This is a genomic window from Agrobacterium pusense (assembly GCF_013285525.1).
Classification (GTDB): Bacteria; Pseudomonadota; Alphaproteobacteria; order Rhizobiales; family Rhizobiaceae; genus Agrobacterium; species Agrobacterium pusense.
Genome location: NZ_CP053857.1, coordinates 1193829 through 1220057 on the forward strand (window position 1 = coordinate 1193829; position 26229 = coordinate 1220057).

At 59.6% G+C, this 26229-nt stretch carries 27 protein-coding genes and 1 tRNA gene; 10 read left to right on the forward strand and 18 right to left on the reverse strand.

Annotated elements, in window-relative coordinates; translation table 11 throughout:
- Window positions 1-27: 27 nt before the first annotated feature.
- The gene (locus HQN82_RS19090) at window positions 28-1158 is read right to left on the reverse strand and encodes an ABC transporter ATP-binding protein (RefSeq protein ID WP_173615596.1); all 1131 of its coding nucleotides are present in this window, start codon (window positions 1156-1158) and stop codon (window positions 28-30) included.
- 291 nt (window positions 1159-1449) lie between these two features.
- Window positions 1450-2217: an SDR family NAD(P)-dependent oxidoreductase gene (locus tag HQN82_RS19095; RefSeq protein ID WP_173615597.1), complete on the reverse strand. Its 768-nt coding sequence runs from the start codon at window positions 2215-2217 to the stop codon at window positions 1450-1452.
- A 123-nt stretch (window positions 2218-2340) separates the two neighbouring features.
- Here HQN82_RS19095 and HQN82_RS19100 point away from each other — a divergent pair, with 123 nt between their 5' ends.
- Window positions 2341-3450: a histidinol-phosphate transaminase gene (locus tag HQN82_RS19100; protein WP_173615598.1), complete on the forward strand. Its 1110-nt coding sequence runs from the start codon at window positions 2341-2343 to the stop codon at window positions 3448-3450.
- Window positions 3451-3553: 103 nt separating this feature from the next.
- Here the strand turns inward: HQN82_RS19100 and HQN82_RS19105 are convergent, their stop codons facing one another.
- From HQN82_RS19105 to HQN82_RS19135, 7 genes are all read right to left on the reverse strand, one after another.
- The gene (locus HQN82_RS19105) at window positions 3554-3838 is read right to left on the reverse strand and encodes a copper-binding protein (protein WP_173615599.1); all 285 of its coding nucleotides are present in this window, start codon (window positions 3836-3838) and stop codon (window positions 3554-3556) included.
- Between the two features lie 23 nt (window positions 3839-3861).
- Complete coding sequence (locus HQN82_RS19110; protein WP_173615600.1) at window positions 3862-4338, reverse strand: cupredoxin domain-containing protein; 477 nt, start codon at window positions 4336-4338, stop codon at window positions 3862-3864.
- Window positions 4339-4373: 35 nt separating this feature from the next.
- Complete coding sequence (locus tag HQN82_RS19115) at window positions 4374-5723, reverse strand: multicopper oxidase family protein (RefSeq protein WP_173615601.1); 1350 nt, start codon at window positions 5721-5723, stop codon at window positions 4374-4376.
- Between the two features lie 14 nt (window positions 5724-5737).
- Window positions 5738-7216 (reverse strand): TolC family protein, encoded by a 1479-nt coding sequence (locus tag HQN82_RS19120; protein ID WP_173615602.1) that lies wholly within the window; start codon window positions 7214-7216, stop codon window positions 5738-5740.
- Window positions 7213-7443 carry a hypothetical protein gene (locus tag HQN82_RS19125; RefSeq protein ID WP_173615603.1) on the reverse strand — a complete coding sequence of 77 codons (231 nt, stop codon included), beginning with the start codon at window positions 7441-7443 and terminating at the stop codon, window positions 7213-7215. The genes HQN82_RS19120 and HQN82_RS19125 overlap by 4 nt, the downstream gene beginning before the upstream one ends.
- An 87-nt stretch (window positions 7444-7530) precedes the next feature.
- Window positions 7531-7959, reverse strand: a complete 429-nt coding sequence (locus HQN82_RS19130) for a hypothetical protein (protein WP_173616013.1) — start codon at window positions 7957-7959, stop codon at window positions 7531-7533.
- A gap of 271 nt (window positions 7960-8230) precedes the next feature.
- Window positions 8231-8674 carry an acetyltransferase gene (locus tag HQN82_RS19135; protein ID WP_173615604.1) on the reverse strand — a complete coding sequence of 148 codons (444 nt, stop codon included), beginning with the start codon at window positions 8672-8674 and terminating at the stop codon, window positions 8231-8233.
- Between the two features lie 226 nt (window positions 8675-8900).
- On the opposite strand from HQN82_RS19135, the gene bioB reads away from it, so the two are divergent.
- The 5 genes from bioB to HQN82_RS19160 are packed head-to-tail and all read left to right on the forward strand — an operon-like array spanning window position 8901 to window position 14011.
- Window positions 8901-9920 carry a biotin synthase BioB gene (gene bioB / locus HQN82_RS19140; protein WP_173615605.1) on the forward strand — a complete coding sequence of 340 codons (1020 nt, stop codon included), beginning with the start codon at window positions 8901-8903 and terminating at the stop codon, window positions 9918-9920.
- A complete protein-coding gene (locus HQN82_RS19145) occupies window positions 9917-11062 on the forward strand; it encodes an 8-amino-7-oxononanoate synthase (RefSeq protein ID WP_173615606.1) in 1146 nt (381 codons plus the stop codon). The genes bioB and HQN82_RS19145 overlap by 4 nt, the downstream gene beginning before the upstream one ends.
- Entirely contained in the window at window positions 11059-11697 is a 639-nt protein-coding gene (gene bioD, locus HQN82_RS19150; protein ID WP_173615607.1) for a dethiobiotin synthase, read from the forward strand. Before HQN82_RS19145 ends, bioD begins: the two co-directional genes overlap by 4 nt.
- A complete protein-coding gene (locus HQN82_RS19155; RefSeq protein ID WP_173615608.1) occupies window positions 11694-12986 on the forward strand; it encodes an adenosylmethionine--8-amino-7-oxononanoate transaminase in 1293 nt (430 codons plus the stop codon). Before bioD ends, HQN82_RS19155 begins: the two co-directional genes overlap by 4 nt.
- A gap of 38 nt (window positions 12987-13024) precedes the next feature.
- A complete protein-coding gene (locus HQN82_RS19160; protein ID WP_173615609.1) occupies window positions 13025-14011 on the forward strand; it encodes a beta-ketoacyl-ACP synthase III in 987 nt (328 codons plus the stop codon).
- Window positions 14012-14040: 29 nt separating this feature from the next.
- On the opposite strand, the gene HQN82_RS19165 is transcribed toward HQN82_RS19160, so the two are convergent.
- Complete coding sequence (locus HQN82_RS19165; protein WP_173615610.1) at window positions 14041-14934, reverse strand: DMT family transporter; 894 nt, start codon at window positions 14932-14934, stop codon at window positions 14041-14043.
- A gap of 44 nt (window positions 14935-14978) precedes the next feature.
- A complete protein-coding gene (locus HQN82_RS19170) occupies window positions 14979-15380 on the reverse strand; it encodes a tautomerase family protein (RefSeq protein WP_173615611.1) in 402 nt (133 codons plus the stop codon).
- Window positions 15381-15471: 91 nt separating this feature from the next.
- On the opposite strand from HQN82_RS19170, the gene HQN82_RS19175 reads away from it, so the two are divergent.
- Window positions 15472-16314, forward strand: a complete 843-nt coding sequence (locus HQN82_RS19175; RefSeq protein WP_173615612.1) for a LysR family transcriptional regulator — start codon at window positions 15472-15474, stop codon at window positions 16312-16314.
- 58 nt (window positions 16315-16372) lie between these two features.
- On the opposite strand, the gene HQN82_RS19180 is transcribed toward HQN82_RS19175, so the two are convergent.
- Window positions 16373-16446: transfer RNA gene (locus HQN82_RS19180), tRNA-Gln, on the reverse strand.
- A gap of 122 nt (window positions 16447-16568) precedes the next feature.
- The gene (locus HQN82_RS19185; protein WP_006698144.1) at window positions 16569-17006 is read right to left on the reverse strand and encodes an Lrp/AsnC family transcriptional regulator; all 438 of its coding nucleotides are present in this window, start codon (window positions 17004-17006) and stop codon (window positions 16569-16571) included.
- Between the two features lie 130 nt (window positions 17007-17136).
- Between HQN82_RS19185 and rocF the strand changes: the two genes are divergently transcribed.
- Both rocF and HQN82_RS19195 read left to right on the forward strand, forming a co-directional pair.
- Window positions 17137-18057: an arginase gene (gene rocF / locus HQN82_RS19190; protein ID WP_173615613.1), complete on the forward strand. Its 921-nt coding sequence runs from the start codon at window positions 17137-17139 to the stop codon at window positions 18055-18057.
- 13 nt (window positions 18058-18070) lie between these two features.
- Window positions 18071-19126, forward strand: a complete 1056-nt coding sequence (locus HQN82_RS19195; protein ID WP_173615614.1) for an ornithine cyclodeaminase — start codon at window positions 18071-18073, stop codon at window positions 19124-19126.
- Window positions 19127-19149: 23 nt separating this feature from the next.
- Here HQN82_RS19195 and HQN82_RS19200 read toward each other — a convergent pair whose 3' ends face one another.
- The 5 genes from HQN82_RS19200 to HQN82_RS19220 form a co-directional block, all read right to left on the reverse strand.
- Window positions 19150-20031: a DMT family transporter gene (locus HQN82_RS19200; protein ID WP_004437576.1), complete on the reverse strand. Its 882-nt coding sequence runs from the start codon at window positions 20029-20031 to the stop codon at window positions 19150-19152.
- Between the two features lie 293 nt (window positions 20032-20324).
- Window positions 20325-21317, reverse strand: a complete 993-nt coding sequence (gene iolG / locus HQN82_RS19205) for an inositol 2-dehydrogenase (protein ID WP_173615615.1) — start codon at window positions 21315-21317, stop codon at window positions 20325-20327.
- 232 nt (window positions 21318-21549) lie between these two features.
- Window positions 21550-22800 (reverse strand): adenylate/guanylate cyclase domain-containing protein, encoded by a 1251-nt coding sequence (locus HQN82_RS19210; protein WP_173615616.1) that lies wholly within the window; start codon window positions 22798-22800, stop codon window positions 21550-21552.
- Between the two features lie 231 nt (window positions 22801-23031).
- Window positions 23032-23262 (reverse strand): helix-turn-helix domain-containing protein, encoded by a 231-nt coding sequence (locus HQN82_RS19215; protein WP_004437583.1) that lies wholly within the window; start codon window positions 23260-23262, stop codon window positions 23032-23034.
- Between the two features lie 248 nt (window positions 23263-23510).
- On the reverse strand, window positions 23511-24623 hold the full coding sequence (locus HQN82_RS19220) for an RHE_PE00001 family protein (RefSeq protein WP_173615617.1): 1113 nt from the start codon (window positions 24621-24623) through the stop codon (window positions 23511-23513).
- 291 nt (window positions 24624-24914) lie between these two features.
- On the opposite strand from HQN82_RS19220, the gene HQN82_RS19225 reads away from it, so the two are divergent.
- Window positions 24915-26219, forward strand: coding sequence for an MFS transporter (locus HQN82_RS19225; protein WP_173616014.1), 1305 nt, complete (start codon window positions 24915-24917; stop codon window positions 26217-26219).
- Window positions 26220-26229 lie beyond the last annotated feature (10 nt).

Below are 26229 nucleotides of genomic sequence, written 5' to 3' on the forward strand. Positions count from 1 at the left end.
TTCTCCTCTGGTCCGACCTTCTGGGGGTCATTTTTGAAAGATATGCATATCCCGTGCATTCCAGCCCAGACGAACGTCGTCGCCCGGAGCGAATTGTAGATGTGATTCCGGATCATGATCGAACACGCGCATCACGACACCGCCGAGAGCCTGGACCCGAATTTCATAAACCACGCGCTCGCCTTCGAAAATGCAGTCTTCGACCTTGCCCTCGACCACAGTCGAAAGGCCTTCGAGGCGGCCATTGGTCGAAGCGATGCGAATTTGCTCTGCCCGAACGGCCCCGGCACAGGCCGCGCCGACGGCGAGATTTTCGTCCGAAGCGACACCGATGAGATTGATGCCCGCCGCCGTGATCGTGACATTGGTTGGTGTGACTTCGGCAACCTTGCCTTCTATGAAGTTGGTGACGCCGATGAAGTTTGCGACGAAGGCGTTTGACGGCGCGCGATAGGCTTCCACCGGCCGTGCCTTTTGCTGGATTTCGCCGCCGTTCATCACGATGACCTCGTCTGAGACCACCAGTGCCTCGCGCTGGTCGTGAGTAACGTTGATGGTGGTGACGCCGAGTTCCTTCTGGATACGGCGGAACTCCAACTGCATTTCCTCGCGCAGCTTGCGATCAAGTGCCGCGAGTGGCTCGTCGAGCAAAAGCAGATCCGGTTCGAACACCAGAGCGCGGGCAATGGCGACGCGCTGTTGCTGGCCGCCCGAGAGTTCGTTAATGCGGCGATCACCGTAACCGCCGAGGCGAACGAGGTCGAGATAACGCTCGACCTTCTCGGGAATGGTGCGGGCATCATGTCGGCGCATTTTCAGGGGAAAGGCGACGTTTTCGGCGGCGGTCATGTGCGGAAAAAGCGCGAGCTTCTGGAACACCATGCCGATGGCGCGCTGGTGTGGTGGCACGGCGCTGACCGGCTGCCCGTTGATGAAGATTTCACCGCTGGTCGGGCGATCAAAGCCGGCAATCATCCGCAGCAGCGTCGTCTTGCCCGAACCGGAAGGGCCGAGGATGGTCAGGAAACGGCCCTTGGGCAGATCAAAAGAGGCGTGCTGGACGGCGTGGACATTGCCGAAGGACATTCCCACGTCTTTGACGGACACCGCGATGGGGCCAGCGGAAGGATCGACCGGACGAAGTACTGCTGCCCCCATGACATTTCCCCTGTCACGCTTTGATGGTGGCTAATCCCCTCAAAGCTGTCTATGCCCCTTCAGCGGTGTGTTCCGCCGCGCTATATGTACTTGTATATACATATCTGTACAACTGCCGTCAACCGGATTTGCGTAATTTTTCACCTGAAATCCTGTTGCGTAATATTTATGCAAGTGCGGAATATCTAGCGGCGGCTCAGCGACTTTGTTGGTCATCGCGTCGAATGACAAGCGCCGAAAACCTCTATTCGGTACTATTTCGCAGTCGTTTTAACGGGAAGTTTATCGCCCTCAGATCGAGGCCAGATAGCCGCCGTCCACCGGAATGCAGTGACCTGTAATGTAGGCCGCAGCATCGCTGCAGAGAAAAACGGCAACGCCGCCGATATCGCTTTCTTTGCCGAATCGTCGTTGCGGGATCTTCTCCAGCATCCGCGACTGCCAATCGTCGTTCTCGTAGAAAACCTCCGTCATGGCCGTGCGGAAATAGCCCGGTGCAATGGCGTTTACCCTGATGTCATGCGCCGCCCATTCGCTCGCAAGGGCATGGGTTATACCCAGCAGGCCGGATTTCGAAGCGCCATAAGGGGCGGCGGTTGGAATGCCGACATAGGATGTCAGCGAGCAGAGGTTGACGATGGCGCCCCCGCCGCTTTCGGCCATGATGCGCCCGGCTGCTTTCGCGCAGAAAAACGCGCCCTTCAGGTTTGTTGAAAGGATCGACTCCCAGAGTGCTTCGTCAACGTCGAACGACGCGCGAACGTTTTCGAAACCGGCGTTGTTGATGAGGATGTCGAGACCACCAAGTTTTTCCGCGGCTTCTGCCGTCACGCGGGCGCATGCCTCGATGTCGCGAACGTCCTGCGCGAGCGCCACGCAGCGTCGGCCAAGGTTGCTGATGCGCGAATGCGTTTGCGAGAGCGCCTCGACCGTGCGTGCGGTGATGGCGATATCGGCGCCAGCCTGCGCCAGCGCGACGGATATGGCCTGGCCAATGCCGCGGCTTGCGCCGGTCACGAGCGCGCGGCGGCCGGAGAGGTCGAAGTTCGGCTGAGTCATGGCGGCCCCATTGTTGTTCACCCATGCGATGACATCATTTTCATCTTAAAATGTCTATACATATTTACGGATGTGATTTGCGGGCTTATGACTTGTCCATCCGCATCTCATGGAGACTGCAAAATGGAAAAGCCTTCAAGCCCTATCCGCGACGAAATTCGCGCCATTGCCCCTTACAATGCAGGTCTGACGATTGAAGAGGTGCGAGCGAAATATGACGTCGGCACCATCGCGAAGCTTGGTTCCAACGAGAACCCGCTTGGGCCATCGCCTGCGCTGCGCCACCTTTTTCCCGATATCGGCGAACTGGCACGTCTCTATCCTGATCCGCAGGGCCGGGCCTTGTGCGGTCAGCTTGCTGCGCGGTTCGAGGTAGATGACAGCCAGGTGATCCTTGGCAATGGCTCGGAGGACCTGATTGCAGTTATCTGCCGATCAATCGTTCGCCAGGGCGATACGGTCACGACGCTTTATCCCTCTTTCCCGCTGCACGAAGACTACACCACACTGATGGGCGGTGTGATCGACCGTGTGCCTGTGATGTCCGATTTGACGATCGACGTCGATGCATTGCTCGCGGCCATCGCGCGCAAACCGCGCATGCTGATCTTCTCGAATCCGATGAACCCCGTTGGTTCATGGCTGACGCCCGCTGAACTCGATAGGGTAATCGCTGCGCTCGACAAGGACACAATAGTCGTCATCGACGAAGCTTATGCCGAATATGCGGCTGGCGAGGACTATCCTTCCGCTGTCGAGATGCTGCGGGATGCGAAAGTGAACTGGGTGGTCCTTCGCACTTTCTCCAAGGCCTTCGGCCTTGCGGGTCTCCGCATAGGTTACGGCGTCGTCGGTCGCGGGGAGCTCTGCGATTTTCTCCACCGCGCCCGAACGCCCTTTAATACCAACGCCATTGCGCAGGCTTCGGCCATTGCCGCTCTCAACGATGCTGCGCATCTGCGGAAATCCGTCGAGCTGGCTCTTCTGGAGCGTGCGCGTATCGCAGGCGAACTCAAATCGTTGGGTTACCGCATGGCGCCGTCGAAATGCAATTTCCTCTTCATCGATGTCGGGGTCAGCGCTGTGCATGTGGCGGAAAATCTGCTCCGCCTCGGCGTCATCGTGAAGCCATGGAAACAACCGGGCTTCGACACCTTCATTCGTGTCAGCATCGGCTCCCGCGAGGAGAATGATCATTTCCTCGACGCCTTCAGGCAAATAGCGGCTGGCTAGGCTTTGGCACCAGACCTCTCTGGAAGTGCATTCACCAGTAACAAAAGGGGCAGAAATTTTTCTCACTGCCCCTTCCGTTTCTTCTAAAATGATGACGCCAGTCTTATTTCACCTTTGCGACGACAAGCTTGCCGTCGGCGCGTTCGGCGATGAACTCGATATTGGCGCCTTCCTTGAGCTTGGCGAGCATCGCATCGTCCTTGACGCGGAACACCATCGTCATGGCGGGCATGTCGAGGTTCTTCAGTTCTTCATGGATGATGGTGACCTTCTTGGCGGCAGCATCGACTTTTTTGACTGTTCCCTTGGTGAATTCCTCTGCAAACGCGCTGAATGGAGCGGTGAATAGAAGTGCTGCTGCGACGGTGAACTTAATGATGGTCTTCATGGTGAGATTCCTTCGGTCGTGGGTTACTTGGCGGATACTTTGAGATCGCCGCGCATGCCGGCCTCGTAATGTCCGGGTTTCAGGCAGGCGAATTCGAACGTGCCGTCATTGGTGAATTTCCATATGATTTCGCCGCTTTCTCCCGGCGCGAGGGTGATAGCGTTCGGGTTGTCGTGTTCCATCTCCGGCGCCTTGGCCATTGCAGCCTTGTGCTCCAGATTGGCTTTTTGCTCGTCCATGATGAATTCATGGTCCAGCTCGCCGGCATTCTTGACAGCGAAGCGAACCGTCTTGCCTTTCTTGAATTCGAATTTGGCGGGCGTGAACAGCATCTTGCCATCGGGTGTCTCTTTCATCGTCACCTGAATGGTCTGGGTCACCTTTGCCTTGTCGCCCGGTTCGCCCACCGCCATCGCTTCATGGCCGCCGCCGTGGGTGCCGGATGCGAGCGCTGGCGTGGCAAGAGTGGTGAGAAGCAGTGCAATTTTCAGTCTGGTCATGTCATTGTTCCTTGATTCGTAAGGGTGGGTCGTCTTCAGCCGTGTTTCATCGGATGCGGCGTGATCTGCGTTTTGGGGTCGGTGTTTTTTTGGCTGTCCGGCAATTCACCGGTCCATTCCCAGGCTTGCGTGCCGGGCGGGTTTTCGTACCAGCCGGGATCGGCGTAATCGCCCGCGGAGATGCCTTCGCGAACCTTCACCACGGAGAACATGCCCCCCATTTCGATTGGGCCGTGCGGGCCCCACCCTGTCATCATGGGAACGGTGTTCTCAGGGATTTCCATTTCCATCGCGCCCATGTCGGCCATGCCGGCGGTGCCCATCGGCATATATTCCGGCCGGACCTTGCGGATCTTTTCGGTGACGCTTTTTTTGTCGACGCCGATGAAGGTGGGGACGTCATGTCCCATGGCATTCATCGTATGGTGCGACTTGTGGCAATGGATCGCCCAGTCGCCGACATATTTGGCGTCGAATTCATAAGCCCGCATGGCGCCGACCGGAATATCGATGCTGACCTCCGGCCAGCGCGCCTCCGGCCGCACCCAGCCGCCATCCGTGCAGGTCACCTTGAAATCGTAACCGTGCATGTGGATCGGATGGTTGGTCATGGTCAGGTTGCCGACACGCACGCGCACCCGGTCGTCCTTGGAAACCACCAGCGGATCGATGCCCGGAAACACCCGGCTGTTCCATGCCCAAAGATTGAAATCCGTCATCGTCATGATTTTGGGGACGGAGGTGCCGGGATTGATGTCGAAGGCGTTGAGCAGGAACACGAAATCGCGGTCCACCGGCATGAAGGTGGGGTCTTTCGGATGGACAACGAAGAAGCCCATCATTCCCATCGCCATCTGAACCATCTCGTCCGAGTGCGGGTGGTACATGAAGGTGCCCGACTTCACGAGGTCGAACTCGTAGACGAAGGTCTTGCCGACGGGGATATGCCGCTGCGACAGTCCACCCACCCCGTCCATGCCCGATGGCAGGATCATGCCGTGCCAGTGGATCGTCGTATGTTCCGGCAGCTTGTTGGTAACAAAAATGCGCACCCGGTCGCCTTCCACGGCCTCGATGGTGGGGCCCGGTGACTGGCCGTTGTAACCCCATAGACGGGCAGTCATGCCCTCGGCCATTTCGCGTTCCACCGGCTCGGCGACAAGGTGGAATTCCTTGACGCCATTGTTCATGCGGAAGGGCAGGGTCCAGCCATTCAAGGTGACGACCGGATTATAATCGGGACCGGTGGTGGGCTTTACCGGCGCCTGCGTTGCCGCCGTTTCCATCACTGCCGCTTCCGGCAGGCTACTGTTGGAGGTTTTCGCCCAGGCCGCCGAGGAGACCATCGCGGCGCTGACGCCCAGAAGTTGTCTTCTATTCAACATGGCCTTTTCCTTTCTCAATGTCCGCCACCACCGCCGCCGGAAGCGGCGGCAACCTCGGTCTCTCCGCCAGACGCGCCTGCGCCGCCGCCATAAATGGCAGGGGCGAGGCCGGCTTCGGCGAGCCAGAAGTCGCGTTTGGCATTGATGGCCAGCAGGTTTGCGTTGACCTTCTCGCGGCTGTCGGCCAGCAGCTCGAACGTGTTGGTGAGCATGCCGTTATAGGTCAGCAGCGACTCTTCTTCGATTTTGGTGCGCAACGGCACCACGCTCTTGCGGTAATGCCGGGCGATATCGTAATTCGAGCGATAGGCCTGATAGGCAGAGCGGGCTTCCGAGCGGATATTGACCGCCTTTTCCGCCAGCAGATTGGCTGCACGCATATAAGCGAGCTCGGATTCCCGCATGCGCGCCTGGCCGGAATCGAAGATCGGAATGACGAATTCCAGTTCCGCGTTGCCGGTCGTCTGCTTGTGCTTTTCGCCGTCTTCCAGCTCGCGCTCGGTCTCGAAACCGGAGCGCAACTCGAGATCGGTGACATAGCGGGTGGCTTCCGTGAGCTTGAAGGAGCGCGCAGTCGCCTCAAGATCGAGTTTTGCCATCTGCAGATCGACGCGGCGTTGCAGCGCCTCCGCCTCGATCATGTCACGCTTGGCGAGTGTTTTTGGAAGTTGCGGCAGGCGGTTGGGAATGGCGTATTCGATATCCGCTCCCCATAGACCCATCAGCCGCGTCAGTTCTTCCTTGGCAAGGCGGGCTTCAAGTCGCGCTCTGGCGATCTGGCCCGTCAACTCGGCATAAAACACCTGCTCGCGGGCCTGGCCTTCCTTATTGAGCGAGCCCGCCTCGCCAAGCTTCTTGGCGAGTTCAGAGGCGGCGTCCGCCGCGGTCTGCGCCTGCGCCAGTTGGCCGACATTTTCGAGGGCGGCAACGGCGTTGATCCATGCCCGGCGCGTATCTGCCGCCAGTTGCAGCGTTTTCAGCGCGGCGGCAAGCTGCGCCTTGCGGAAGTTGGTATCGGCAATCGCCACATTCTGCTTGAGGGTGGCGAGTGCCAGGATATTGGTGACGACCACACCCTCGATTGACTTATAGGCCCTGAGGCCGGGGGTGCCGATCCCCGTCAGCCCGATACCGACCCGCGGATTGACCAGCATGGTCGATTGCCAGGCGGTTGCGGCGGCTTCCCCCAGATCGGCATAGGCCGCCTGCAGGCCCTTGTTGTTCAGCAGCGAAACCTGTACGGCGGTTTCGGCATCAAGGACCTTGCTGGCCGCCATCAGCTTTTTGACGCGGGCCTGTGTTGCCTGCGCTTCGACCCGGTTCTGCACCCAGATGGCCTGTTTTCCGGTCGCTTCCGATGTCTTTGCCGAAACGTTGATGAAGCCAGCATCCGACGCCGCATATTGTGCGGCCGAGACACAACCACCGAGAAAAAGCGGCATGGATAGAACGGCTGCCAGTTTTGCGCCGAGTTTGAATGCACGTGGTGTCATGATGCGTCTCCTTTTGGAGCCTGCGCATCGTTCTGGTCACGCCAGGGTTTGGGATCGACCGGCATGCGGGCCGTGTAAGCCGAGACCGGGCTTTGGTAGCGGAGTGCGGCAACGGCAAGCGTCGGGTTTGCCGCGTCGTCATAGGAGGCGGCGTCATTCATCATCGATGTGGCTGTGCAGCCGCCCAGAAGCAGGGGCGCCGCAACCACAATATAAATTGGGTTCATGGGTCGTTTCCGAACAGGAGATGTAACGGCGTAGCGGCGCTACAGCCGCTCACGCACTGTCATTGCCCAAAGGCGGGCTCTGCCTGTTCAGATGTTCGGGGGGCGGTGAAGAAGCGGGGTCTGCCCCAGCGCCTTGCTGTCGTCGAGGAAGGAACGGATGCTGCTGACGACGGGCGTGCCGACTGTGCCGTGACCGATCAGAACCGCCATGCCGAGACAGAAATCGCCGCAGCATTGTGGCTTCGCGGTTTTTTTGACACCACCGTCCTCGTCGGACATTCCATGCAGGTCCTGGGCGCCGTGGCGACCATGAGTGTCGGACATCATCGCCGAGCCGCCATGATCCATCATCTTGCCGTGATCCATCGTGGCGGATTGAGTGTGTTGCATGCCTCCGGCGTCGGGACCATGCATTGCGGCATTCACGGTGGAAACGCTGTAGCCAGCCAGTGATAGGATCATCACCAGTCTAAACATAAGGGCCAGCAATTTCGATGCTCGCAACGTTTCACGCATGGCCTTAAGAAAAGCCGCTGTCCCGTGATTTGTCAATGGATATGGTTCATAACCATTGATGAAAACCTCGATGTGAAGCTGATCGCCCTTCCGACGTCATGCGAAAGACCACAGCCAGATGTGGCACTTTCGCCGGCGATGCGGGTAATATCGGCCTCGGCGATGAATTCGGGAGGAGGCAGCGCAAAGCGGCTCCGTCGCAGAAATTGCGGGCTCGGAAATGGACGATGGTGTGCATGGCACTGTCATCCCCCGCGCCGCCGGCAGTCTATTATTCCGTTGGGCGAAATCGAAGATGGATGAGCGGATAGGGCCGCCCCTGTCCGTCGAGATCGGAGCGTCCCGTCGGCTTGAAGCCCAGCCGGCGATAAAAGCCCAGTGCTTCGCCGTTTTGCTCGTTAACGTCGGTTGTCAGTGCCGGGTGAAGCGCAAGCGCACTTTCCACCAGGGCCTTGCCGATGCCTTTGCCGTGATGGTCCGGATCGATGAACAGCGCCTCCATATGGCCTTCATGCAAAAACATGAAACCCAGGGCGCGGTCTGTCTCGTCGACGGCAAGCGTCAACGGCGCCTGCGGCAAAAATGCCCTGACTTCCTCGCCGATCGCAACGCGATCCTGCGGAAGTAGAAAGCCATGGGTTGCGTCGACGGCCCTGCTCCATATGTCGAGGATGCGCGCCGCGTCGCCGTTGGTGGAGGTGCGAAGTGATATCATTTCCGAGCTTTAGCAATTCGGACGTATTCGCGCCATGGGCCTGCCCGATGTTTTCCTGGGCAAATATGTGGGGAATTACCACCCTCGAAATGCGGCCTGTCCCGATCCGATCCTGTCTGCCTTTCGCGTCGAAAAAACTCTCAAGAAAAAAAGCTTGCAAAATGCTATTGGAAAAAAATAGATAAAAACAAGTTCTATCTATTTATTTAAGGATTGGGAGTGATGTATGGATCAGATGGCGCTGCGGGCTGACGAAAAACCGGCCGCTTTGAGCGATGCTGAAACGAATTCCACCGTTGAAGAGGCAAAAATTATCTATAATTTACCTTTCAACGATCTTTTGTTTCGAGCGCAGCAGGTGCACCGGCGTCATTTCGATGCCAATGCAATCCAGATGAGCCGGCTTCTTTCGATCAAAACGGGCGGCTGCCCCGAAGATTGCAGTTACTGCAGTCAGTCCGCCCGAAATCCGACCGGTCTGAAGGCTTCCAAACTCATGGAAGTCGAGCGGGTACTGGCGGAGGCGCGCAAGGCAAAAGAGGGTGGGGCGACGCGTTATTGCATGGGTGCTGCCTGGCGTAATCCCAAGGAGCGCGACATGGAGGCTGTGGTCGCCATGGTCGAAGGCGTGAAGGCGCTCGGCATGGAAACCTGCATGACGCTCGGCATGCTGACGCCGGAGCAATCCGAGCGGCTGGCCGATGCCGGGCTGGACTATTACAATCATAACGTTGATACGTCAGAGCGGTTTTATTCCGAGATCATTACGACCCGCACCTTCGAAGACCGGCTGGCGACGCTCGCGAATGTCCGCGATGCCGGCATCAAGGTCTGTGCCGGCGGCATTCTCGGCATGGGGGAAACGGTTGAGGACCGGATTTCGATGCTGGTGACGCTCGCCAACCTGCCGGTTCCGCCGGAAAGCGTGCCGATCAACATGCTGATCCCGATCCCCGGCTCGAAACTGGCCAATGCCGATCCTGTCGATCCGATCGAATTCGTCCGCACCATTGCACTCGCACGCATCCTGATGCCGCGTTCGCATGTGCGGCTTTCGGCCGGGCGCACGGAGATGAGCGATGAGACGCAGGCGCTCTGTTTCCTGGCCGGCGCCAATTCCATCTTCATCGGCGAAACGCTGCTGACGGCGGATAATCCGGGGGAAGATCACGATACGGCGCTCTTCCGGCGGCTTGGCTTGAAGCCGATGGAATTGCCGCCTGTGGAAGCAGGAGGCTGCCGGTGAACCTTGCGGCTCTCTCCCCCTATGAGGCGCAGCTTGCCGGCCTCAGCCGCAAATCGCGGCTTCGTGCGCTTGCACCGCGGGAGGGGGTCGATTTCACTTCGAACGATTATCTCGGCCTTGCCGAAGCGCCGCGCCTGAAGGCGGCAATCGTTGATGCCATGGCTAGAGGCCTGCCGGTCGGCGCCGGCGGCTCGCGGCTGCTGCGCGGTAACCATCCCGAACACGAGGCGCTGGAAGCGGAAGCGGCGGCGTTCTTCGGGGCCGAAAAAGCGATCTATTTCAGCAGCGGTTTTGCCGCCAATGTCGCGCTTTTTTCCACCCTGCCGCTGCGGGACGATCTTGTCCTCCATGATGCCCTTATCCATGCCAGCGTGCATGATGGCATTGCGGCGGGCAAGGCCAAGGCGGTGGCTGTACCGCATAATGAGGTTGAGGCATTCGAGCGGGAAATAATCTGCTGGCGGCAGGCGGGCGGTCGCGGTCGCCCATGGATCGCAGTCGAAAGCCTTTATTCCATGGATGGCGATTGCGCGCCGCTCGCGGCGCTCGCCGATCTTGCCGAACGGCATGGCGGTTTTCTGGTCGTTGATGAAGCCCATGCCACCGGCGTCTTCGGCCCCGGTGGGCGCGGACTTGCTGCGGCACTGGAAGGCCGGGGCAATGTGGTGGCGCTTCATACCTGCGGCAAGGCGCTCGGGGCCTCCGGCGCGCTTGTGAGCCTGCCTGCGGTTCTTGCCGATTATCTCGTCAACCGCGCCCGCGGTTTCATCTATTCCACCGCCCCTTCGCCGCTGATGGCGGCGGCGGTGCGGGAAGCCCTGGGCATCGTCGCGGACGAACCCTGGCGGCGGTCGCGACTGGCTGAGCTGGTCAGTTTTGCCGGCGAAGAGTTGCACCGCCAACTCGGCGTGACGCCCAGCGGTTCACAGATCCTGCCGGTGATGATCGGCGACAATGCCCGCTCGCTGAAGATTGCCGCGCGGCTGCGGCAAGGCGGTTTCGATGTGCGGGCGATCCGCCCGCCGACGGTGCCGGAAGGCACGGCGCGGCTGCGCATCGCCATCACGCTCAATGTGCAAGAAGGCCAGATTGCCGACATGATCGGGCTGCTTGCCCTCTCGTTGCGGGAGGAAGCGGCATGAGCCCGCGTTTTGTCATCTCCGGCACGGATACCGGTATCGGCAAGACGGTTTTTGCAGCAGCGCTCACCCACGCCCTTCAGGCCCATTACTGGAAGCCCGTGCAGTCAGGACTTGAGGAAGAAACCGATAGCGAGACGGTGGCAAGGCTTGCAGGCGTGCCGCACACGCGCATCCTGCCGGAAGCCTATCGGTTGAAGACGCCGGCCTCGCCGCATCTTTCGGCGCGTCTCGACACTGTCACAATCGATCCCGCACTTTTACAGCCGCCGCGGCTGGATGGGCCGCTTGTCATCGAAGGCGCAGGCGGGCTTCTGGTGCCGCTGACGGAGAGGGTACTCTTCGCCGATGTCTTTGCTCGCTGGCAAATTCCGCTCATTCTGTGCGCCAGAACCGCGCTCGGCACCATCAACCACACGCTGTTGTCGCTCGAGGCGTTGCGGCAACGCGCCATTCCGGTGCAGGGCGTGGTTTTCATCGGTGAGGAAGACTGGGAAAACCAGCGCGTCATAACCAACATCGGCGCGGTGCGTCCGCTCGGGCGGTTACCACGCCTGGTGGATCTGACCAGCGAGGCGCTCCATCAGGCCTTCGCCCAACACTTCAATCTCGCTGATTTTCTGGAGGTGCCGGCATGAGCCGTTCCCCGGTCTGGCATCCCTTCACCCAGCATGGGCTGGAACCCCCGATGAAACATGTAGTCTCGGCGCAAGGGGCGTTTTTGGTGGATGAGGATGGCAATCGCCTGTTCGACGCCATTTCATCCTGGTGGGTCACCACCCACGGGCACCGGCATCCGGCGATCATGGCGGCCATCCGCGCCGCCACCGAAACCCTGGACCAGGTCATCTTCGCCGAATTTTCCCATGAGTCCGCTGAGACGCTCGCCCGCGGGCTGATCGAGCTTGCCCCTAGTGGGCTAAGCCATGTGTTTTATTCCGACAGCGGCTCGACGGCGGTGGAGGTGGCGCTGAAAATGGCGCTCGGTTATTTCCACAATCGCGGTGAAAAGCGCGATCGTATCGTGGTGATGGAGCATGGCTATCATGGTGATACGATCGGCACCATGTCGACAGGCGAGCGCGGCGTGTTCAATGCCGCCTACGAGCCGCTGCTTTTCGGCGTCGACCGTCTGGCCTTCCCGGAGGCGGGCAGCGAGCAGCGTACATTGGATATGTTCGAGACCTATTGCTGCTCGGGCCGCATTGCCGCCCTGCTGATCGAGCCACTGGTGCTGGGGGCCGGCGGCATGAAGATTTATGGCGCCGATGTTCTGGCCGAACTGAAACAGATAGCCGAAGGCCACGGCTGCCTCGTCATCGCCGATGAGGTGATGACCGGTTGGGGCAGGACCGGAACCGTGTTTGCCTGCGAGCAGGCGGGAATTTCGCCGGATATTTTTTGCACCTCCAAGGGGCTGACCGGCGGTTCCCTGCCGCTGGCGGCGACGCTGTGCAGCGAAGAGATTTTCGATGCGCATTTTTCGACCGACCGTCGCAAAACCTTTTTCCATTCGAGTTCCTATACGGCCAATCCGATCGCCTGCGCCGCTGCCGTCGCCAATTTTCAGGTCTGGCGGGATGAACCGGTTCTCCAGCGCATCGGGCTGGTGCAACAGGCGCTGGGCGATAATATCGGGCGATTTGCAGATGATGGCCGTTTCGCCAATCTCCGGCAGGCGGGCACCATCGCCGCGCTCGATCTCGTGGTGCCGGCCGGCGGCTATCTTTCCGAGGCCGGCCCGCGCATGCGCCAGCTGTTCCGCGAGCGCGGTTTCCTCATCCGCCCGCTCGGCAACGTACTTTACCTGATGCCGCCCTATTGTTCGACGCCTGACGACCTGACACGTGTCTTTGACGTCATCGATGAGGTTGCCGGGATCGTTACCCGGGGTGCACCGGTAAATTCGCGCGCCGCCGGGACATAGAAAATGGCGATGTTCAGACCATTGGGAAAGCCCTGACAATGCGGACACGCTCTTCCCGCATGGCCGGTTTTGGCCATGCCGTTCCGGCCCGTTGCGTCAACAATGCCGAGATCGAGGCCAATCTGGGGCTGGAGTTCGGCTGGATCGAGCGGCGTACCGGCATTCGCTCCCGTTATTGGGCAGAGAAGGACGACACGTTGAGTGGCCTTGCGCAAAAGGCGGGCCGGATGGCGCTGGCGGACGCGAAAATCAAAGCCGATGACATCGCGTTGACGCTGCTTGCCACCTCCACGCCGGACCATCTTCTGCCGCCTTCCGCGCCGCTGCTCGCGCACAAGCTGGGCTTGACGCGATCCGGAGCGATCGATCTTGCCGGGGCCTGTTCCGGTTTTCTTTATGCGCTTACCGTCGCAGATGGTTTTGTCCGCACCCATGGCCGCGCTGTCCTTGTCGTCGCTGCCAATATTCTCAGCCGTCGCATCAATCCGGCGGAAAGGGCGAGCGCCGTCCTGTTTGCCGATGCTGCCGGCGCGGTGGTGCTCACCCCCAGCCCTGAGGCGAAACGCGGGCTGTTGTCGGCCGATCTGGTTGCCGATGGCAGCGGTTACGATCTCATCCAGATTGCGGCAGGCGGCAGCAGCCGGCCCTTTTGCGCCGATATGCCCGCCGAAGATGCCCTGATGGCGATGCGCGATGGCAGGGAGGTTTTCTCCCGCGCCGTGGCGCTCATGACCGAGACCTCACAGCGCGTGCTGGAAAAGGCGGAACTGACCGCAGCCGATATCGGCCGCTTCGTACCGCATCAAGCCAATGCCCGCATGTTTGATGCCGTCTGTGGCAATCTTGGTATCGAGCGGGGAAAGACGGTTCGCACCATCGAAAGCTTCGGCAATTCTTCCGCCGCAACCATCCCGCTTTCGCTGTCCATGACCAACAGAGGACGACCTTTCGCGAGCGGTGAAAATCTGCTTCTGACGGCAGCCGGCGCGGGCATGACGGGCGGAGCCGTGGTTTATCGCGTCTAGCTTTACGGTTTTCCCGGTGAGGGGCTGCGTCAGCGCCAGAACACGAACGCCATGCCGATAACGACAAGAGCGGCTCCCACCCACGCACCAGATGCGGGCCGCTCCCCGGTTCTGAGCCAGAGCAATGGCAGGATGATGACCGGCGTGGTGGCCGAAAGTGTGGAGACAATGCCGACCTTGCCACCAGAAAGCGCAAACAGCAGCAACGTCATGCCGAAGCCGAGCGCGATCGTGCCGGTCAGCGCCGTCTGGAGGAAAATGCTGCCCGTCAATGGCCCCTTGGGTTTTACGGCCTTGATGGGGAGCATTGTCAACATCGTAAGGCAGATTGCGGCGACGCCCACCCGCAGCATGGATGCGGCGATGGGATCGATACCTGCTGCCATAACAGGCCTCGCGATCAGCGAGCCAACGGCCTGGCTGAGAGCTGCGAGAAGGCCGACGAGGACGCCGAGCCAGAGCGGTCCCTTCACGCTTTCCCATGCGTGCAGCTGGGATTTGCGTTTGCCGAAAAGGATAGCGAGCAGCACGCCCGCAAGGGTGAGGCCTATACCGGCCATGGCTGTCACGGAAAGCTGTTCCCCGAGAACAGCCCATCCAAGCACGGCGGCGATGGGAGCGTTGAGCGCAAACAGGATTCCCGAGCGGCGTGGCCCCAGCCGGTTGAGGCAGGTGAAAAGCAGCGTGTCGCCAACGAAGATGCCGATGACGCCGGAAAGCAACAGCGCCCACAGCGCATCCGGTTGCAGGTCCCGCCAGATTCCTGATGCGAGGACGTATAGACCGAGCACCGAGGCGACAAAAAGCTGCCTTGTCCTGTTGAAGGCAAGCGCGCCAAGATGCCCCGCCGGGCGGGCGGCAAGCAGCCCCGTTATCGCCCAGCAGGTTGCGGCGCCCACGGCGGCCAGTTCATAGAGTACCATCTCGTTCCACTGCTCCGCGGGCTTTTCTTATTCACCCGCCCCCATCATGCGTGCTTGCGCGCCCACCGCTGGTTCTGCGTTTGCCCGCCATAACCATAGGTGTCGCCATCCACGGCGTGAACCAGCACATAGCTTGCTTCGTGCACGGGGCCAAGCAGCCTGTTCATCTCTTCATAGACACGGCGTACCCACTCGGTCGTCTCGTCCTTGATGTTTGTGTGATCGGTAATCGAAACCTCGACATAAAATGTGCCGATCTTCTGTTCGGCGACACTCGATCCGGCGATGATCCAGTCGGCGGGATCGGCACTTTCGACGAGAACGGCGGTAACCGCCGGGTCTTTGTGCAGGATGTCCGCAGTCAACCGGGACAGGACAGCGGCGATTTCCAGCTTCGGATCGTCTGCGTCTTGGGGTTTGGTGTAGCGGGCTTTGATCATGGGCATGGTGTTATCTCCTTGTTGCCGAAAACCACCTTGCGTAAATTTTATCATAATGAGAAGATAATGAATGCTATTCCATTCATAGCGATTTTATATGATTGATCTTGAAGGCGTCCGCCTCTTCATTCTCGCCGTTGAACTGGGCAGCCTGACTAGGGCGGCCGAGGCTGCGGGAACCGTGCAGCCCGTCGTCAGCCAGAAGCTGAAGATGCTGGAGCAGCGTCTCGGCAGACGGTTGATCGACCGCTCGCCACGCCACCTTCGGCTGACGGAGGATGGGCAGGTGTTTCTGCCGAAGGCCCGCGAGCTGCTGGCCAAACATGAGGATGCGCTGAACTTCAGTGACGAGCCACCGCTGCACTTTGCGCTGGCGGCCAGCGATCACGCGATCGGGACCCGCCTTTCGGCGGCGATAAGAGCAATGCGCGCATCGCTGCCGGCCAATGCTGTGATTGATGTGACCTTGGCTTTTTCCCGGCAGGTGAAGGAAAGCTTCGCTTCCGGATTGGCCGATGCCGCAATCATCCGTCGCAATGGCGGCGGGTCCGATGGCGAAGTGCTGCGCACCGACAGGCTGGGATGGCGTGTGGCCCCGGACTGGCGACCGCGCACCAACAGCGCCGTTCCGCTCGTCTCTCTTGGGGCGGGGTGTGGTGTCCGGGATATTGCGATAGCCGAGCTTGGAAAGGCTGGCGTCGCCTGGCGCGATGCATTCACCGCTGGAAGCTGTTCTGCGCTCCTGGAAGGAGTGCTTGCCGGCGCAGGCATCGCAGCCCTCGGCGAGATCAGCGCCCGAGGCTTGCCGGATCGCGGCCCCGAGCTGGGCCTGCCACCATTGCCAATCTCTGACATCGTGCTTCTTTCCCGCGCGCGCACACCGTCCCACGCCTCAGCCATCAGGGCGCTCGCCGCCGCGATATCGGCCGCAGGCGAGTAGCGTCGGAATGATATCCGCTACGAGACAAAAATCGAGGATGTAAAGGGAGTTAAGGTGTTGGCTGGGGAACCTGGATTCGAACCAAGATCGACGGAGTCAGAGTCCGCTGTTCTACCATTGAACTATTCCCCAAAAGCCTGAAACGCGTTGTCGCGTTCGCTTTGGTGGGTCGTCATATAGATGATTTATTCCGGGGCGCAAGTCGAAAAAATCGAAAAATGCGTTTTATCCTGCTTTTGCCTTTCGTCTCTGTGTCAAAGCCTTGCGCGGGTGGAACGCGGGGTGGAGAGCAGCAGGCTGGTCTCGCTGCCGGTAATCCCGGGCACGAGGCGGATGCGGCGGAGCACGGCGTCGAAATCGCTAAGTGTCGCGGCATTCAGTTCCACGATCAGATCCCAGCGGCCGTTGGTGGTGTGGATTTCGGAGATTTCCGGAAAGCCGCCGAGCGTGCGGATAACGCGGTCCGTCACATGGCCTTCGATCTCGATCATCATGATGCCGCGGATTGCGGCTTCAACGGCATCGGCGCGCAGGATGACGGTATAACCGATGATCGTACCGTCATTTTCCATTCTTTCGACGCGCGAGCGAACCGTCGCGCGCGAGGTTTCAGTCTCCACGGCCAGGTCGGAGATGCTGCGCCGGCCATTATGCCGCAGAAGGGTGATGAGGCGTTCGTCGAGTTTGTCCATACCTGCCATTTCGATAAAACGATTTTACCAAAACGGTAGGTTATTTCGATAATATTGCCAATCTTTGATGTTCGTTCTGCCATGTCTCCGTGGTCTAGTGGAGTTGTCGGTCGGGAAAGTGAGGATGGGAATGGATATCAGGCTTGTTGGTGCGCCGTTGCAGATCGGGGCCGGGCAACTGGGATGTGAAATGGGGCCGAGCGCCTATCGCGTCGCGGGGCTTGCCCATGCCCTCGAAGAGCTGGGGCATCGGGTGGTGGATACGGGCAATGTGACGCCCGCGCCGCTCCGGGAATTTTGCCACCCTAACGCGGCCGTGCATCATCTGTCTGAAACAGTGGCCTGGACAGAGGCGCTGACGGAAGCGGCCTATCGCGAAAGCGCGGACGCCGTGCCGATCTTCCTCGGCGGCGACCATGCGATTTCGGCGGGGACGGTTGCCGGCATGGCGCGCCGCGTGGCTGAAACGGGTCGGCCATTCTTCGTCCTCTGGCTCGATGCTCATACAGATTACCACACCCTTGAAACCACACGCAGCGGCAATCTGCATGGCACGCCGGTCGCCTATTTCAGCGGGCGTGATGGTTTTTCCGGTTATTTCCCGCCGCTTTCCCATGCTGTTCCGGAAGACAATATCGGCATGATCGGCATCCGCAGCGTCGACCCTGCCGAGAGGGCCGCTCTGGAAAAAAGCGGCATTACCGTTCACGACATGCGTTCGATTGACGAGCATGGCGTTGCCGTGCTGCTGCGTGAATTCCTGGCGCGGGTTCAGGCGGCAAACGGGCTTTTGCATGTCAGCCTCGATGTCGATTTTCTGGAGCCGTCCATCGCGCCGGCTGTCGGCACCACGGTTCCGGGCGGCGCGACATTCCGCGAAGCCCATCTTGTCATGGAGATGCTGCATGACAGCGGGCTGGTCTGCAGCCTCGATCTCGTGGAACTCAATCCGTTTCTCGATGAGCGCGGCAGGACCGCGACGCTGATGGTGGATCTTGCCACCAGCCTGATGGGCAAGCGGGTCATGGACCGCCCGACGCGGGCCGGCTGAAAGGGGTGATGTGATGACCGTGATACCAAACCTCAATATCGTGCCTTTCGTCAGCGTCGATCACATGATGAAGCTGGTGCTCAAGGTGGGGATCGACACGTTCCTGCGTGAGCTCGCCGATGTGGTGGAGGAGGATTTCCGTCGCTGGCAAAGCTTCGACAAGACCCCGCGCATCGCCTCCCATTCGACGGAGGGTGTCATCGAGCTGATGCCGACCAGCGACGGCACGCTTTACGGCTTCAAATATGTCAACGGCCACCCGAAGAACATGAAGGAGGGCCGCCAGACCGTGACGGCCTTCGGCGTGCTTTCCGATGTCGGCAATGGTTACCCGCTGCTTCTGACCGAAATGACGATCCTGACTGCGCTGCGCACTGCCGCCACCTCCGCCGTTGCGGCGAAATATCTCGCCCGCCAAAACGCCCGTTCAATGGCCATTATCGGCAATGGCGCACAGAGCGAATTCCAGGCGCGGGCGTTCAAGGCCATTCTCGGCATCGATACGTTGCGGCTGTTTGATATCGACCGCTCCGCCAGCGAGAAATGCGCCCGCAATCTCGCCGGGCAGGGCTTTGCCATCAAGATCTGCGACAGTGCGGAAGAAGCGGTGGAAGGCGCGGATATCGTCACCACGGTGACTGCCGACAAGCAATATGCGACGATCCTGACTGACAACATGGTAGGCCCCGGCATCCACATCAACGCTGTTGGTGGGGATTGTCCCGGCAAGACGGAATTGCACCGGGACATTCTGTTGCGATCCGACATTTTTGTCGAATATCCGCCGCAGACGCGTATTGAGGGCGAAATTCAGCAATTGCCGCCGGATTACCCCGTTACCGAGCTGTGGCGGGTCATAACGGGTGAACAGCAAGGCCGGGCAAACGACAGGCAGATCACACTGTTCGACAGCGTGGGTTTCGCGACTGAGGATTTTTCGGCGCTGCGTTATGTACGCTCAAAACTGCCGTCCACCGGGCTCTATGCGGAGTTGGACCTGCTGGCGGACCCGGATGAGCCGCGGGATCTTTTCGGCATGCTGCTGCGCTGCGAGGCGGCTCTCGTCTAGGCCGGCTCCGGCCGGCAGGCATATCAGCCTTGCCGGCGACCCTTCCGTGCGGTCATGTGTTCCCGCCAGATGGTGAAAAGACCGGCTGCTATGACGATGGCCGCGCCGATCACCATATTGGAAGTCACGACCTCGCCATAGATGGTGACGCCGATGATGGAGACGAGCACGAGCTGGTAATAGGAAAAAGGCTGCACGGAAGCCGCATCCGCCAGTTCGAAGGCTTTAATCAGGCAGTAATGGCCGCTCATGCCGGTAATGCACAGGGCCAGCATCCATCCCCAGTCATGGGGCGCCAGGCTGACCCAATAAAACGGGCCAACCAGCGTCAGGGCGGCAGCGCCCGCCACGCCGGTATAAAAGAAACTTGTCATGGCCGTATCGCTCCGGCTGCCGAGCCGTGTCAGCACACCATAAAGCGCCAGCATGAATGCGGCGACGAAGGTGATCAGCAGGCTCTTGTCGAAACCTTCGCCATCGGGTTTGAGAATAACGAGAACGCCGATGAAACCGACAAAAATAGCGCACCAGCGCCGCCAGCCCACTTTTTCCCCCAGCAGCGGCACGGAAAGCGCCGCGACGATGAGCGGGGCGGAAGCGATGATGGAATGGCTGTGGGCAAGGCCGACGATTGCGAAGGAGAAAATCGAAAAGACGATCTGTACGGCGAGGAGGACACCACGGCTGATCTGCAGCCAGGGGCGATTGGCGATGGCGGCACCGCGAATGCCGCCTGAAGACTTCGCCGCCATAAGCAGAACGAAAACGGCAAAGGCCCAGTAGCGCAACATGGCGACGAAGACCGGTGGATAGGCGCTGCCCAGATGTTTCGATATGCCATCCTGCGCCGCAAAGATCGTGAAGGCGACAAGCGCATAAAGAAAACCGGTCTTGGCTGATGGCATGGAAAAACCGCTGTCCGGAGTTTGCCGGCAAAAAAAGGATTCGGCGTGAATGAGATGGATATGGCCATATGTTATGGCCGCACCTTGTCAGACAACCTTATTTTCCGAATAGCAGCCATGCAAGCCCGGAAGCAGCCTGTTGTGGATTTGAGCGCCGCAGATCAATGTGGGATCTGGACGATGTGCCCGATATGCCCGCTGGCGAGGCCTTGGGAAACGCACGGCTGTCCGCCGTCGATAATTGCACGGCGGACAGAGAGTTTGGCAAGATGCGCGGCGCTCTAGCCGCTACCTCAGGCGATCGTCACGACCGTTTTCGACGTTGCGGATTTCAGCGCCGCATCGGCGAGCTTCAGCGCGACCAAACCGTCCTTGATGGAAGGAGAGGGCGCGGTGTTATTTTCGATGCTGTCAATGAAAGCAGTGATTTCCGCAGCATAGGCTGCCGTGTAACGCGTCATGAAGAAATCATGCAGCGGTGGCCGGGTGTAGCCATCAGCATTGGCGATTTCGATGGAAACCGGGCGCTGGTTTTCGGCTGCTGCCGAACCGAGAGAGCCGTGTACCTCGATGCGCTGGTCGTAACCATAGGTCGCGCGGCGAGAGTTTGAAATAATCGCCTGCCTGCCGCTTTTCGTCGTCAGAATGATGCTTGCGCTGTCGAAATCACCGAGTGCGCCGATCTCCGGATTGACCAGAACGGAACCGGTGGCGAACACGCTTTCCACTTCCTCACCGAGCAGGAAACGGGCCATGTCGAAATCATGAATGGTCATGTCGCGGAAAATGCCGCCGGAAACCTTGATATATTCGGCCGGGGGCGGGCCGGGATCGCGGCTGGTGATTGTCACCATTTCGACCTTGCCGATGCGGCCGTCGTCGATCGCCTTGTGAACAGCTTGAAAATGCGGGTCGAAACGGCGGTTGAAACCGAGCATGACCTTCGCACCGGTCTCTTCCACCACCTTGGCGCAGGCTTCCGCGCGGGCAACATCGAGATCAACGGGCTTTTCGCAGAAGATCGCCTTGCCGGCGCGGGCGAAACGCTCGATCAGATCAGCATGGGTGTTGGTCGGCGTGCAGATGATGACCGCGTCGATCGTTTCGTCGGCCAGAACCTCCTCGATCGTGCTGACCTTGCAGTGGGCCTCACGTGCGATTGCTTCCGCAGCGCCGGCCATGGCGTCCACGACAGCCACCAGCTGCGCGCGGCTGTCGGTGGTGATCGCCTTTGCATGGACCTTGCCGATCCGTCCGGCGCCAAGCAGGGCCAATTTCGTAACCATTTTTCCTCCGGTTCCTTCACACGTCCGCCCGTCACTCCCGGAGAGGCAGAATATGAATGCAAACAATGTTTCGATATAGAATATATGTTCCATTTTGCTAGATCGACAGGCATGGCGTGTCAAGCGATTTGACGTCGCGCAGGGCAGCCGAAATCACGGCTCCGGAGGGTGTCGGGGAGGTGCCGTTCGGCTTAAAATGCGCCGTTACAAGCCGGGCAGCCAGCGCAGCCAATCAGGCGGCGACGGGCGCCGATGCGGGATTTTGCGGAAGAGCGTAAACTTCGACCGGGGTTTCGAGGCCGCGCAACAGCCAAGGGCCCAGACTTTCGAACCCGGTCCCGTTGCCGGCCATGCGCACGAATTCTTCGGAGAAGAGGACGTTGCGCCCTGTTTCCTTGGTCAGCGTCTCAAGCCGCGATGCGATGTTGACGGCGGGTCCGATGACGGTGAAATCGAGCCGGGTTTTCGAGCCGATATTGCCATACATGACATCGCCGACATGAACGCCGATGCCATAACCCAAGGGGTCATGGCCTTTTTGACGGTTGATCTCGTTGAGTGCGATCAGGCTTCGTTGCGCCCTGGCAATGGCCTTCAGGAGGTTTTCGCTGGCATCCGGGTTGCTGAGCGGGAAGATCGCCAGCAGCCCGTCGCCCATGAATTTCAGGATTTCCCCGCCAAATTCCTCGATCGGATCACACATGGCGTCGAAATAACCGTTCAGAAGCTCGATCACATCGTCACGCGGCCATAGATCGGAAATATGGGTGAAATTGCGCAGGTCGCAGATCAGGATTGCTGCTCCCACCGTCATGCCGCTGCCGCGTGTCGTCGCGCCGTTCAGGATTTTTTCGCCCGCATGTGGTCCCACATAGGTTTCCAGAAGGGTGCGTGTCATCCTGTTTTTCAGGCGTATCTCGCTCACCAGCGCGAGCGCGGGCAGGAGGTTTTTTAGCGCGACGATCTCCTCGTCGGAAAAACCGCCGGGGCGATCGCTGGAAAACGATGCGACGTGGCGTTTGCCGAACGTGTGCTCAATAGGCCAGGCGCAATAATCCGTCAGCCCTTCCGACCGCAGCTCCTCATAGATCGTGTAACCTGTTTCGTCGATGGCGTCGACGTTCAGGCGATGCCGGATTTCGCTCGCGCCCTGGTGAATGTCCCTGATCGGGCTGTTGAGATATTCGGGGGTGTTTTCCGAGCCGTAGCCATAAGTGACGATCTCGGCTTCGGACATGCCGGCTTTCCATAAAATCCGCGCGCCCAGCCATTGCGGATGGCGGATACGGAAAGCCAGAACGCCGCGCGCCACCGAAATTCCGCTTGCCCGCAAGCGGTTGCAAAGCTCCACGAAGATTTCGTCGATGAAGCGTTCGTCCTTGGTGCCGGTGACCAGCCAGTCGAGAGTCTCGGTTTTCTCCGCCGGCCACAATTCAGCCAATGCTGAAGAAACCCGTTCTTCGGTGTCGAGCGTAAATGTCATGGCAGGATTCCGGAGGTTGTTGCTGCTCTCGGCGGGCGGGATACATGTTGAATGTCGCTGAACGTCCCCGCTCGCGAACTGCATGTGGTGCCGGATAACGAAAATGTTAAGGGAGCGAATGCGGAAAATGTTCCGAAAGAACCGGCAGTCTCCGGGCTGCGCGCGCCGCCTCGATGTTCCCGGGAACATCTTCCCGGCGGCGCTGAGATTTTTCGTGATCGATATGAAAGATCAGATAACGGTTTCGACCGGAATATGCAGCGCGGCGGCAACACGCCGGATGCGCAGGGGATCGCTGTCCGTGCCGTCTTCCAGGGCACGTATTTCGCTCGTGGTGAGGCCACAGGTCACGGCAAGCTGCTCGATCGTATAGCCGGCAAGATTACGCGCTGCCAGGACCTTTTTGGCGAAAGGAGCATCGGTTTCGTGATCGGAATCGGGTTGTGAAACTGAAATTGTCATTATTGCATCTCCCTGATGATGGACACTTAAATGCGGGCGGCAGAGAAAAGTTGCCGGGCCGAATGCGACCGCGTTGCCGGAGAAGAAATCGGTGTTGCAACGCAGCGAGGAACATAGCCGCTTCGTTGACCTACGCAATAGTTAAATTTTGTTAAGATTCGTGATCGCCGGATTGGCGAGACACGTTTCCATGCGAAAGTGGCTGGGAAACGGTCCTTTTTACCTTCCGGATAGTCTGCAAAGGGCTGCTACAGCATGCCCCAGGCGCGGAAACGGCCGCGACCGGTGACCTCCCGCAATTCCAGCTGGTTGGCGAGGCCGATTGCGCCCTGTGGCGTGGTGCCGAGTTCCTTCACGATCATGGCTGCCGAGACCACGGGGCGGGAAACGACCAGCTCGACGAGTTCGGGCAATCGCGAAGAGGAACGGCGGCCGGCCAACTTGCGCATCATCCGCTCCCGCGCATGGCTCAGCCGGTCGTGTTCCTTCATGCTGGCCAGCGCCGCCTCATAAAAACTGTCGAGAAGCGCGAGGATGCGCTGTGTCTGGTTTCTGGCGTGCCGCCGCTCCCTCGGGATGGCACGAAGACCGGCGCTCAGGGCCGGCAGATGATCGGGCGTGACAGCGCCATCGCGCAGAAAAGCCGAGGCCAGAAGCCGCCCAAGCCAGGGGCTGCGCTGGAGAACCTCTATCATGTTCCAGGAATCAAGCAGGATGGCGGTGCGCAGAATTGCCGGCAGTTCCTCCGTCCGCGACTGCACGTCCCACCATTCTTTCAGCCGTTCGTCTTCGTCCCAGTCAGGCTCGTTGATGAGCGCATGGCTTTCCTCCCTGTGCATCGACGGAAGCGCGTTGCCGGCGGTGATCGCATCGAGCGTGGCTGCGCTTCGCGCCAGAAGGGCGTCGAGTTCGGAAAAAGCGCCGTCCAGCGATGTCTCAGCCTCCTCATGTACCTGCTCGCCTGCGGGCTGATCGACGGTCTGCCGTGCGGGCAGCATCTCTTCGGCCGCGGGCGACGCCCTGCCGCGCAGCCGGGAAAGACCCGGTGCGGTGAAAGCCCAGCCGGCCGCATTGGCAAAGATCAGCCGCCGTGAGCGGAGGATTCGGTGTGCCGCCGTCATTTCATGGCTTGGCGCACGCACATCCATATGGGCGTCATGCAACACGAGGTCTTCCATGTGCACGAGTTCGCCGTCCACCCACATGGAGGAGATGGCGTCGGTGAAATCCTGCCTTTCGATGAAGCCCTCTCTCATCGGTGATCGGCTTATCCGCTCGTCCAGCCGCGCCAGCGCTTCGCCCGCCCGGGCGGCGGCGATGAGGAGCTTCTCAAGCTGGATGTCGGATATGTCGTAAATCATTGATATATTTTAGTTGAGCCGGCGCGGCTTACAAGGCGGTTCAAGGTCGTCCAGTTTTCCTTTGATGGTTTCTGCCCAGCAATCGTGATAAAAACGGGTGGCGAAAATGCCGGGGAGGAGGAAGTCTTTCAGACGCCACGGCTGCTTTTTCAGCAATATTGCAACGCGGTATAAACTTGCGCATCGCAGCATGGCGAGTATATACCCTCGACAGGAGCGACAAATTATCACACCTTCCGTTCGCCCTTCCATCTCCAGACGAAGATGAATTGGAGTCAACCCGTGAATATTATGGCAAATGGTCCCGCCGCCGCGCCGGACCAGAAAACCCGTTTGAAATCCATTATCGGCGGATCGGCGGGTAATCTCGTCGAATGGTACGACTGGTATGTCTATTCGGCTTTCACCCTCTATTTCGCGCCGGTGTTCTTCCCCTCGGGCAATCAGACGGCCGAACTCTTGAGTGCCGCTGCCGTTTTTGCCGTCGGATTTCTGATGCGGCCCATCGGGGCCTGGTTCATGGGCACCTATGCAGACCGCAAGGGCCGCAAGGCGGGTCTGACCCTGTCCGTCACGTTGATGTGTCTCGGTTCGCTGCTGATCGCGATTACGCCCGGCCACGAAACGATTGGCATTGCCGCCCCTGCCATTCTGGTATTTGCAAGGCTGCTGCAGGGCATCAGCGTCGGTGGCGAATATGGCGCAAGCGCGACTTACCTCAGCGAAATGGCCGGCAAGAACCGCCGTGGTTTCTTCTCCAGCTTCCAGTATGTGACGCTGATTTCCGGTCAGCTCCTTGCGCTTGCCGTTCTTCTGGTATTGCAGCGGGTTTTGACCCCAGAGCAGCTCGGTTCCTGGGGCTGGCGGATTCCCTTCTTCATCGGCGGCCTTCTGGCCATCGCGGTATTTTATATCCGACGGGGCCTCGTCGAGACCCAATCGTTCGAAAACGCCAAGACTGGCGCCGCCGACAAGCCGAAATCCAGCGGATGGGCGCTTTTCAAGCATTATCCGAAGGAAGCGCTGATGGTCATGGCATTGACGTCGGGCGGCACGCTCGCCTTTTACGCCTATACCACCTATCTCCAGAAGTTCCTCGTCAACACCTCGGGCTTCAGCAAGGAAAGCGCCACGGAAATTACCACGGCGGCGCTTTTTGTCTTCATGCTGTGTCAGCCGCTTGCCGGTGCGCTGTCGGACAAGATCGGCCGTAAACCGCTGATGGTGGGCTTCGGCATTCTGGGAACGCTGTTCACCTATGTCATTTTCAGCACGCTTTCGATCACAACCGATCCGATCATGGCTTTCGGCCTCGTGCTGATCGGCCTGCTGATCGTCACCGGCTATACCTCGATCAATGCGGTGGTGAAGGCGGAAATGTTCCCGGCCCATATTCGCGCGCTCGGCGTGGCGTTACCTTATGCGCTGGCAAACACCATATTCGGCGGAACGGCGGAATTCGTAGCCTTGAAGTTCAAGCAGATCGGCCACGAGAACTGGTTCTTCTGGTATGTGACGATCATGATCGCGTTGTCGCTGGTGGTTTATGTGAAGATGCGCGACACGCGCGACCACAGCCATATCCACGAAGACTGATCGGCTTACA

Bases quoted from the DNA above. Each gene is read 5' to 3' on its own strand.
- HQN82_RS19090 (WP_173615596.1), bottom strand. From the start codon at position 1,158: ATGGGGGCAGCAGTACTTCGTCCGGTCGATCCTTCCGCTGGCCCCATC.
- HQN82_RS19095 (WP_173615597.1), bottom strand. From the start codon at position 2,217: ATGACTCAGCCGAACTTCGACCTCTCCGGCCGCCGCGCGCTCGTGACC.
- HQN82_RS19100 (WP_173615598.1), top strand. From the start codon at position 2,341: ATGGAAAAGCCTTCAAGCCCTATCCGCGACGAAATTCGCGCCATTGCC.
- HQN82_RS19105 (WP_173615599.1), bottom strand. From the start codon at position 3,838: ATGAAGACCATCATTAAGTTCACCGTCGCAGCAGCACTTCTATTCACC.
- HQN82_RS19110 (WP_173615600.1), bottom strand. From the start codon at position 4,338: ATGACCAGACTGAAAATTGCACTGCTTCTCACCACTCTTGCCACGCCA.
- HQN82_RS19115 (WP_173615601.1), bottom strand. From the start codon at position 5,723: ATGTTGAATAGAAGACAACTTCTGGGCGTCAGCGCCGCGATGGTCTCC.
- HQN82_RS19120 (WP_173615602.1), bottom strand. From the start codon at position 7,216: ATGACACCACGTGCATTCAAACTCGGCGCAAAACTGGCAGCCGTTCTA.
- HQN82_RS19125 (WP_173615603.1), bottom strand. From the start codon at position 7,443: ATGAACCCAATTTATATTGTGGTTGCGGCGCCCCTGCTTCTGGGCGGC.
- HQN82_RS19130 (WP_173616013.1), bottom strand. From the start codon at position 7,959: ATGCGTGAAACGTTGCGAGCATCGAAATTGCTGGCCCTTATGTTTAGA.
- HQN82_RS19135 (WP_173615604.1), bottom strand. From the start codon at position 8,674: ATGATATCACTTCGCACCTCCACCAACGGCGACGCGGCGCGCATCCTC.
- bioB (WP_173615605.1), top strand. From the start codon at position 8,901: ATGGATCAGATGGCGCTGCGGGCTGACGAAAAACCGGCCGCTTTGAGC.
- bioD (WP_173615607.1), top strand. From the start codon at position 11,059: ATGAGCCCGCGTTTTGTCATCTCCGGCACGGATACCGGTATCGGCAAG.
- HQN82_RS19155 (WP_173615608.1), top strand. From the start codon at position 11,694: ATGAGCCGTTCCCCGGTCTGGCATCCCTTCACCCAGCATGGGCTGGAA.
- HQN82_RS19160 (WP_173615609.1), top strand. From the start codon at position 13,025: ATGCGGACACGCTCTTCCCGCATGGCCGGTTTTGGCCATGCCGTTCCG.
- HQN82_RS19165 (WP_173615610.1), bottom strand. From the start codon at position 14,934: ATGGTACTCTATGAACTGGCCGCCGTGGGCGCCGCAACCTGCTGGGCG.
- HQN82_RS19170 (WP_173615611.1), bottom strand. From the start codon at position 15,380: ATGCCCATGATCAAAGCCCGCTACACCAAACCCCAAGACGCAGACGAT.
- HQN82_RS19175 (WP_173615612.1), top strand. From the start codon at position 15,472: ATGATTGATCTTGAAGGCGTCCGCCTCTTCATTCTCGCCGTTGAACTG.
- HQN82_RS19185 (WP_006698144.1), bottom strand. From the start codon at position 17,006: ATGGACAAACTCGACGAACGCCTCATCACCCTTCTGCGGCATAATGGC.
- rocF (WP_173615613.1), top strand. From the start codon at position 17,137: ATGGATATCAGGCTTGTTGGTGCGCCGTTGCAGATCGGGGCCGGGCAA.
- HQN82_RS19195 (WP_173615614.1), top strand. From the start codon at position 18,071: ATGACCGTGATACCAAACCTCAATATCGTGCCTTTCGTCAGCGTCGAT.
- HQN82_RS19200 (WP_004437576.1), bottom strand. From the start codon at position 20,031: ATGCCATCAGCCAAGACCGGTTTTCTTTATGCGCTTGTCGCCTTCACG.
- iolG (WP_173615615.1), bottom strand. From the start codon at position 21,317: ATGGTTACGAAATTGGCCCTGCTTGGCGCCGGACGGATCGGCAAGGTC.
- HQN82_RS19210 (WP_173615616.1), bottom strand. From the start codon at position 22,800: ATGACATTTACGCTCGACACCGAAGAACGGGTTTCTTCAGCATTGGCT.
- HQN82_RS19215 (WP_004437583.1), bottom strand. From the start codon at position 23,262: ATGACAATTTCAGTTTCACAACCCGATTCCGATCACGAAACCGATGCT.
- HQN82_RS19220 (WP_173615617.1), bottom strand. From the start codon at position 24,623: ATGATTTACGACATATCCGACATCCAGCTTGAGAAGCTCCTCATCGCC.
- HQN82_RS19225 (WP_173616014.1), top strand. From the start codon at position 24,915: ATGGCAAATGGTCCCGCCGCCGCGCCGGACCAGAAAACCCGTTTGAAA.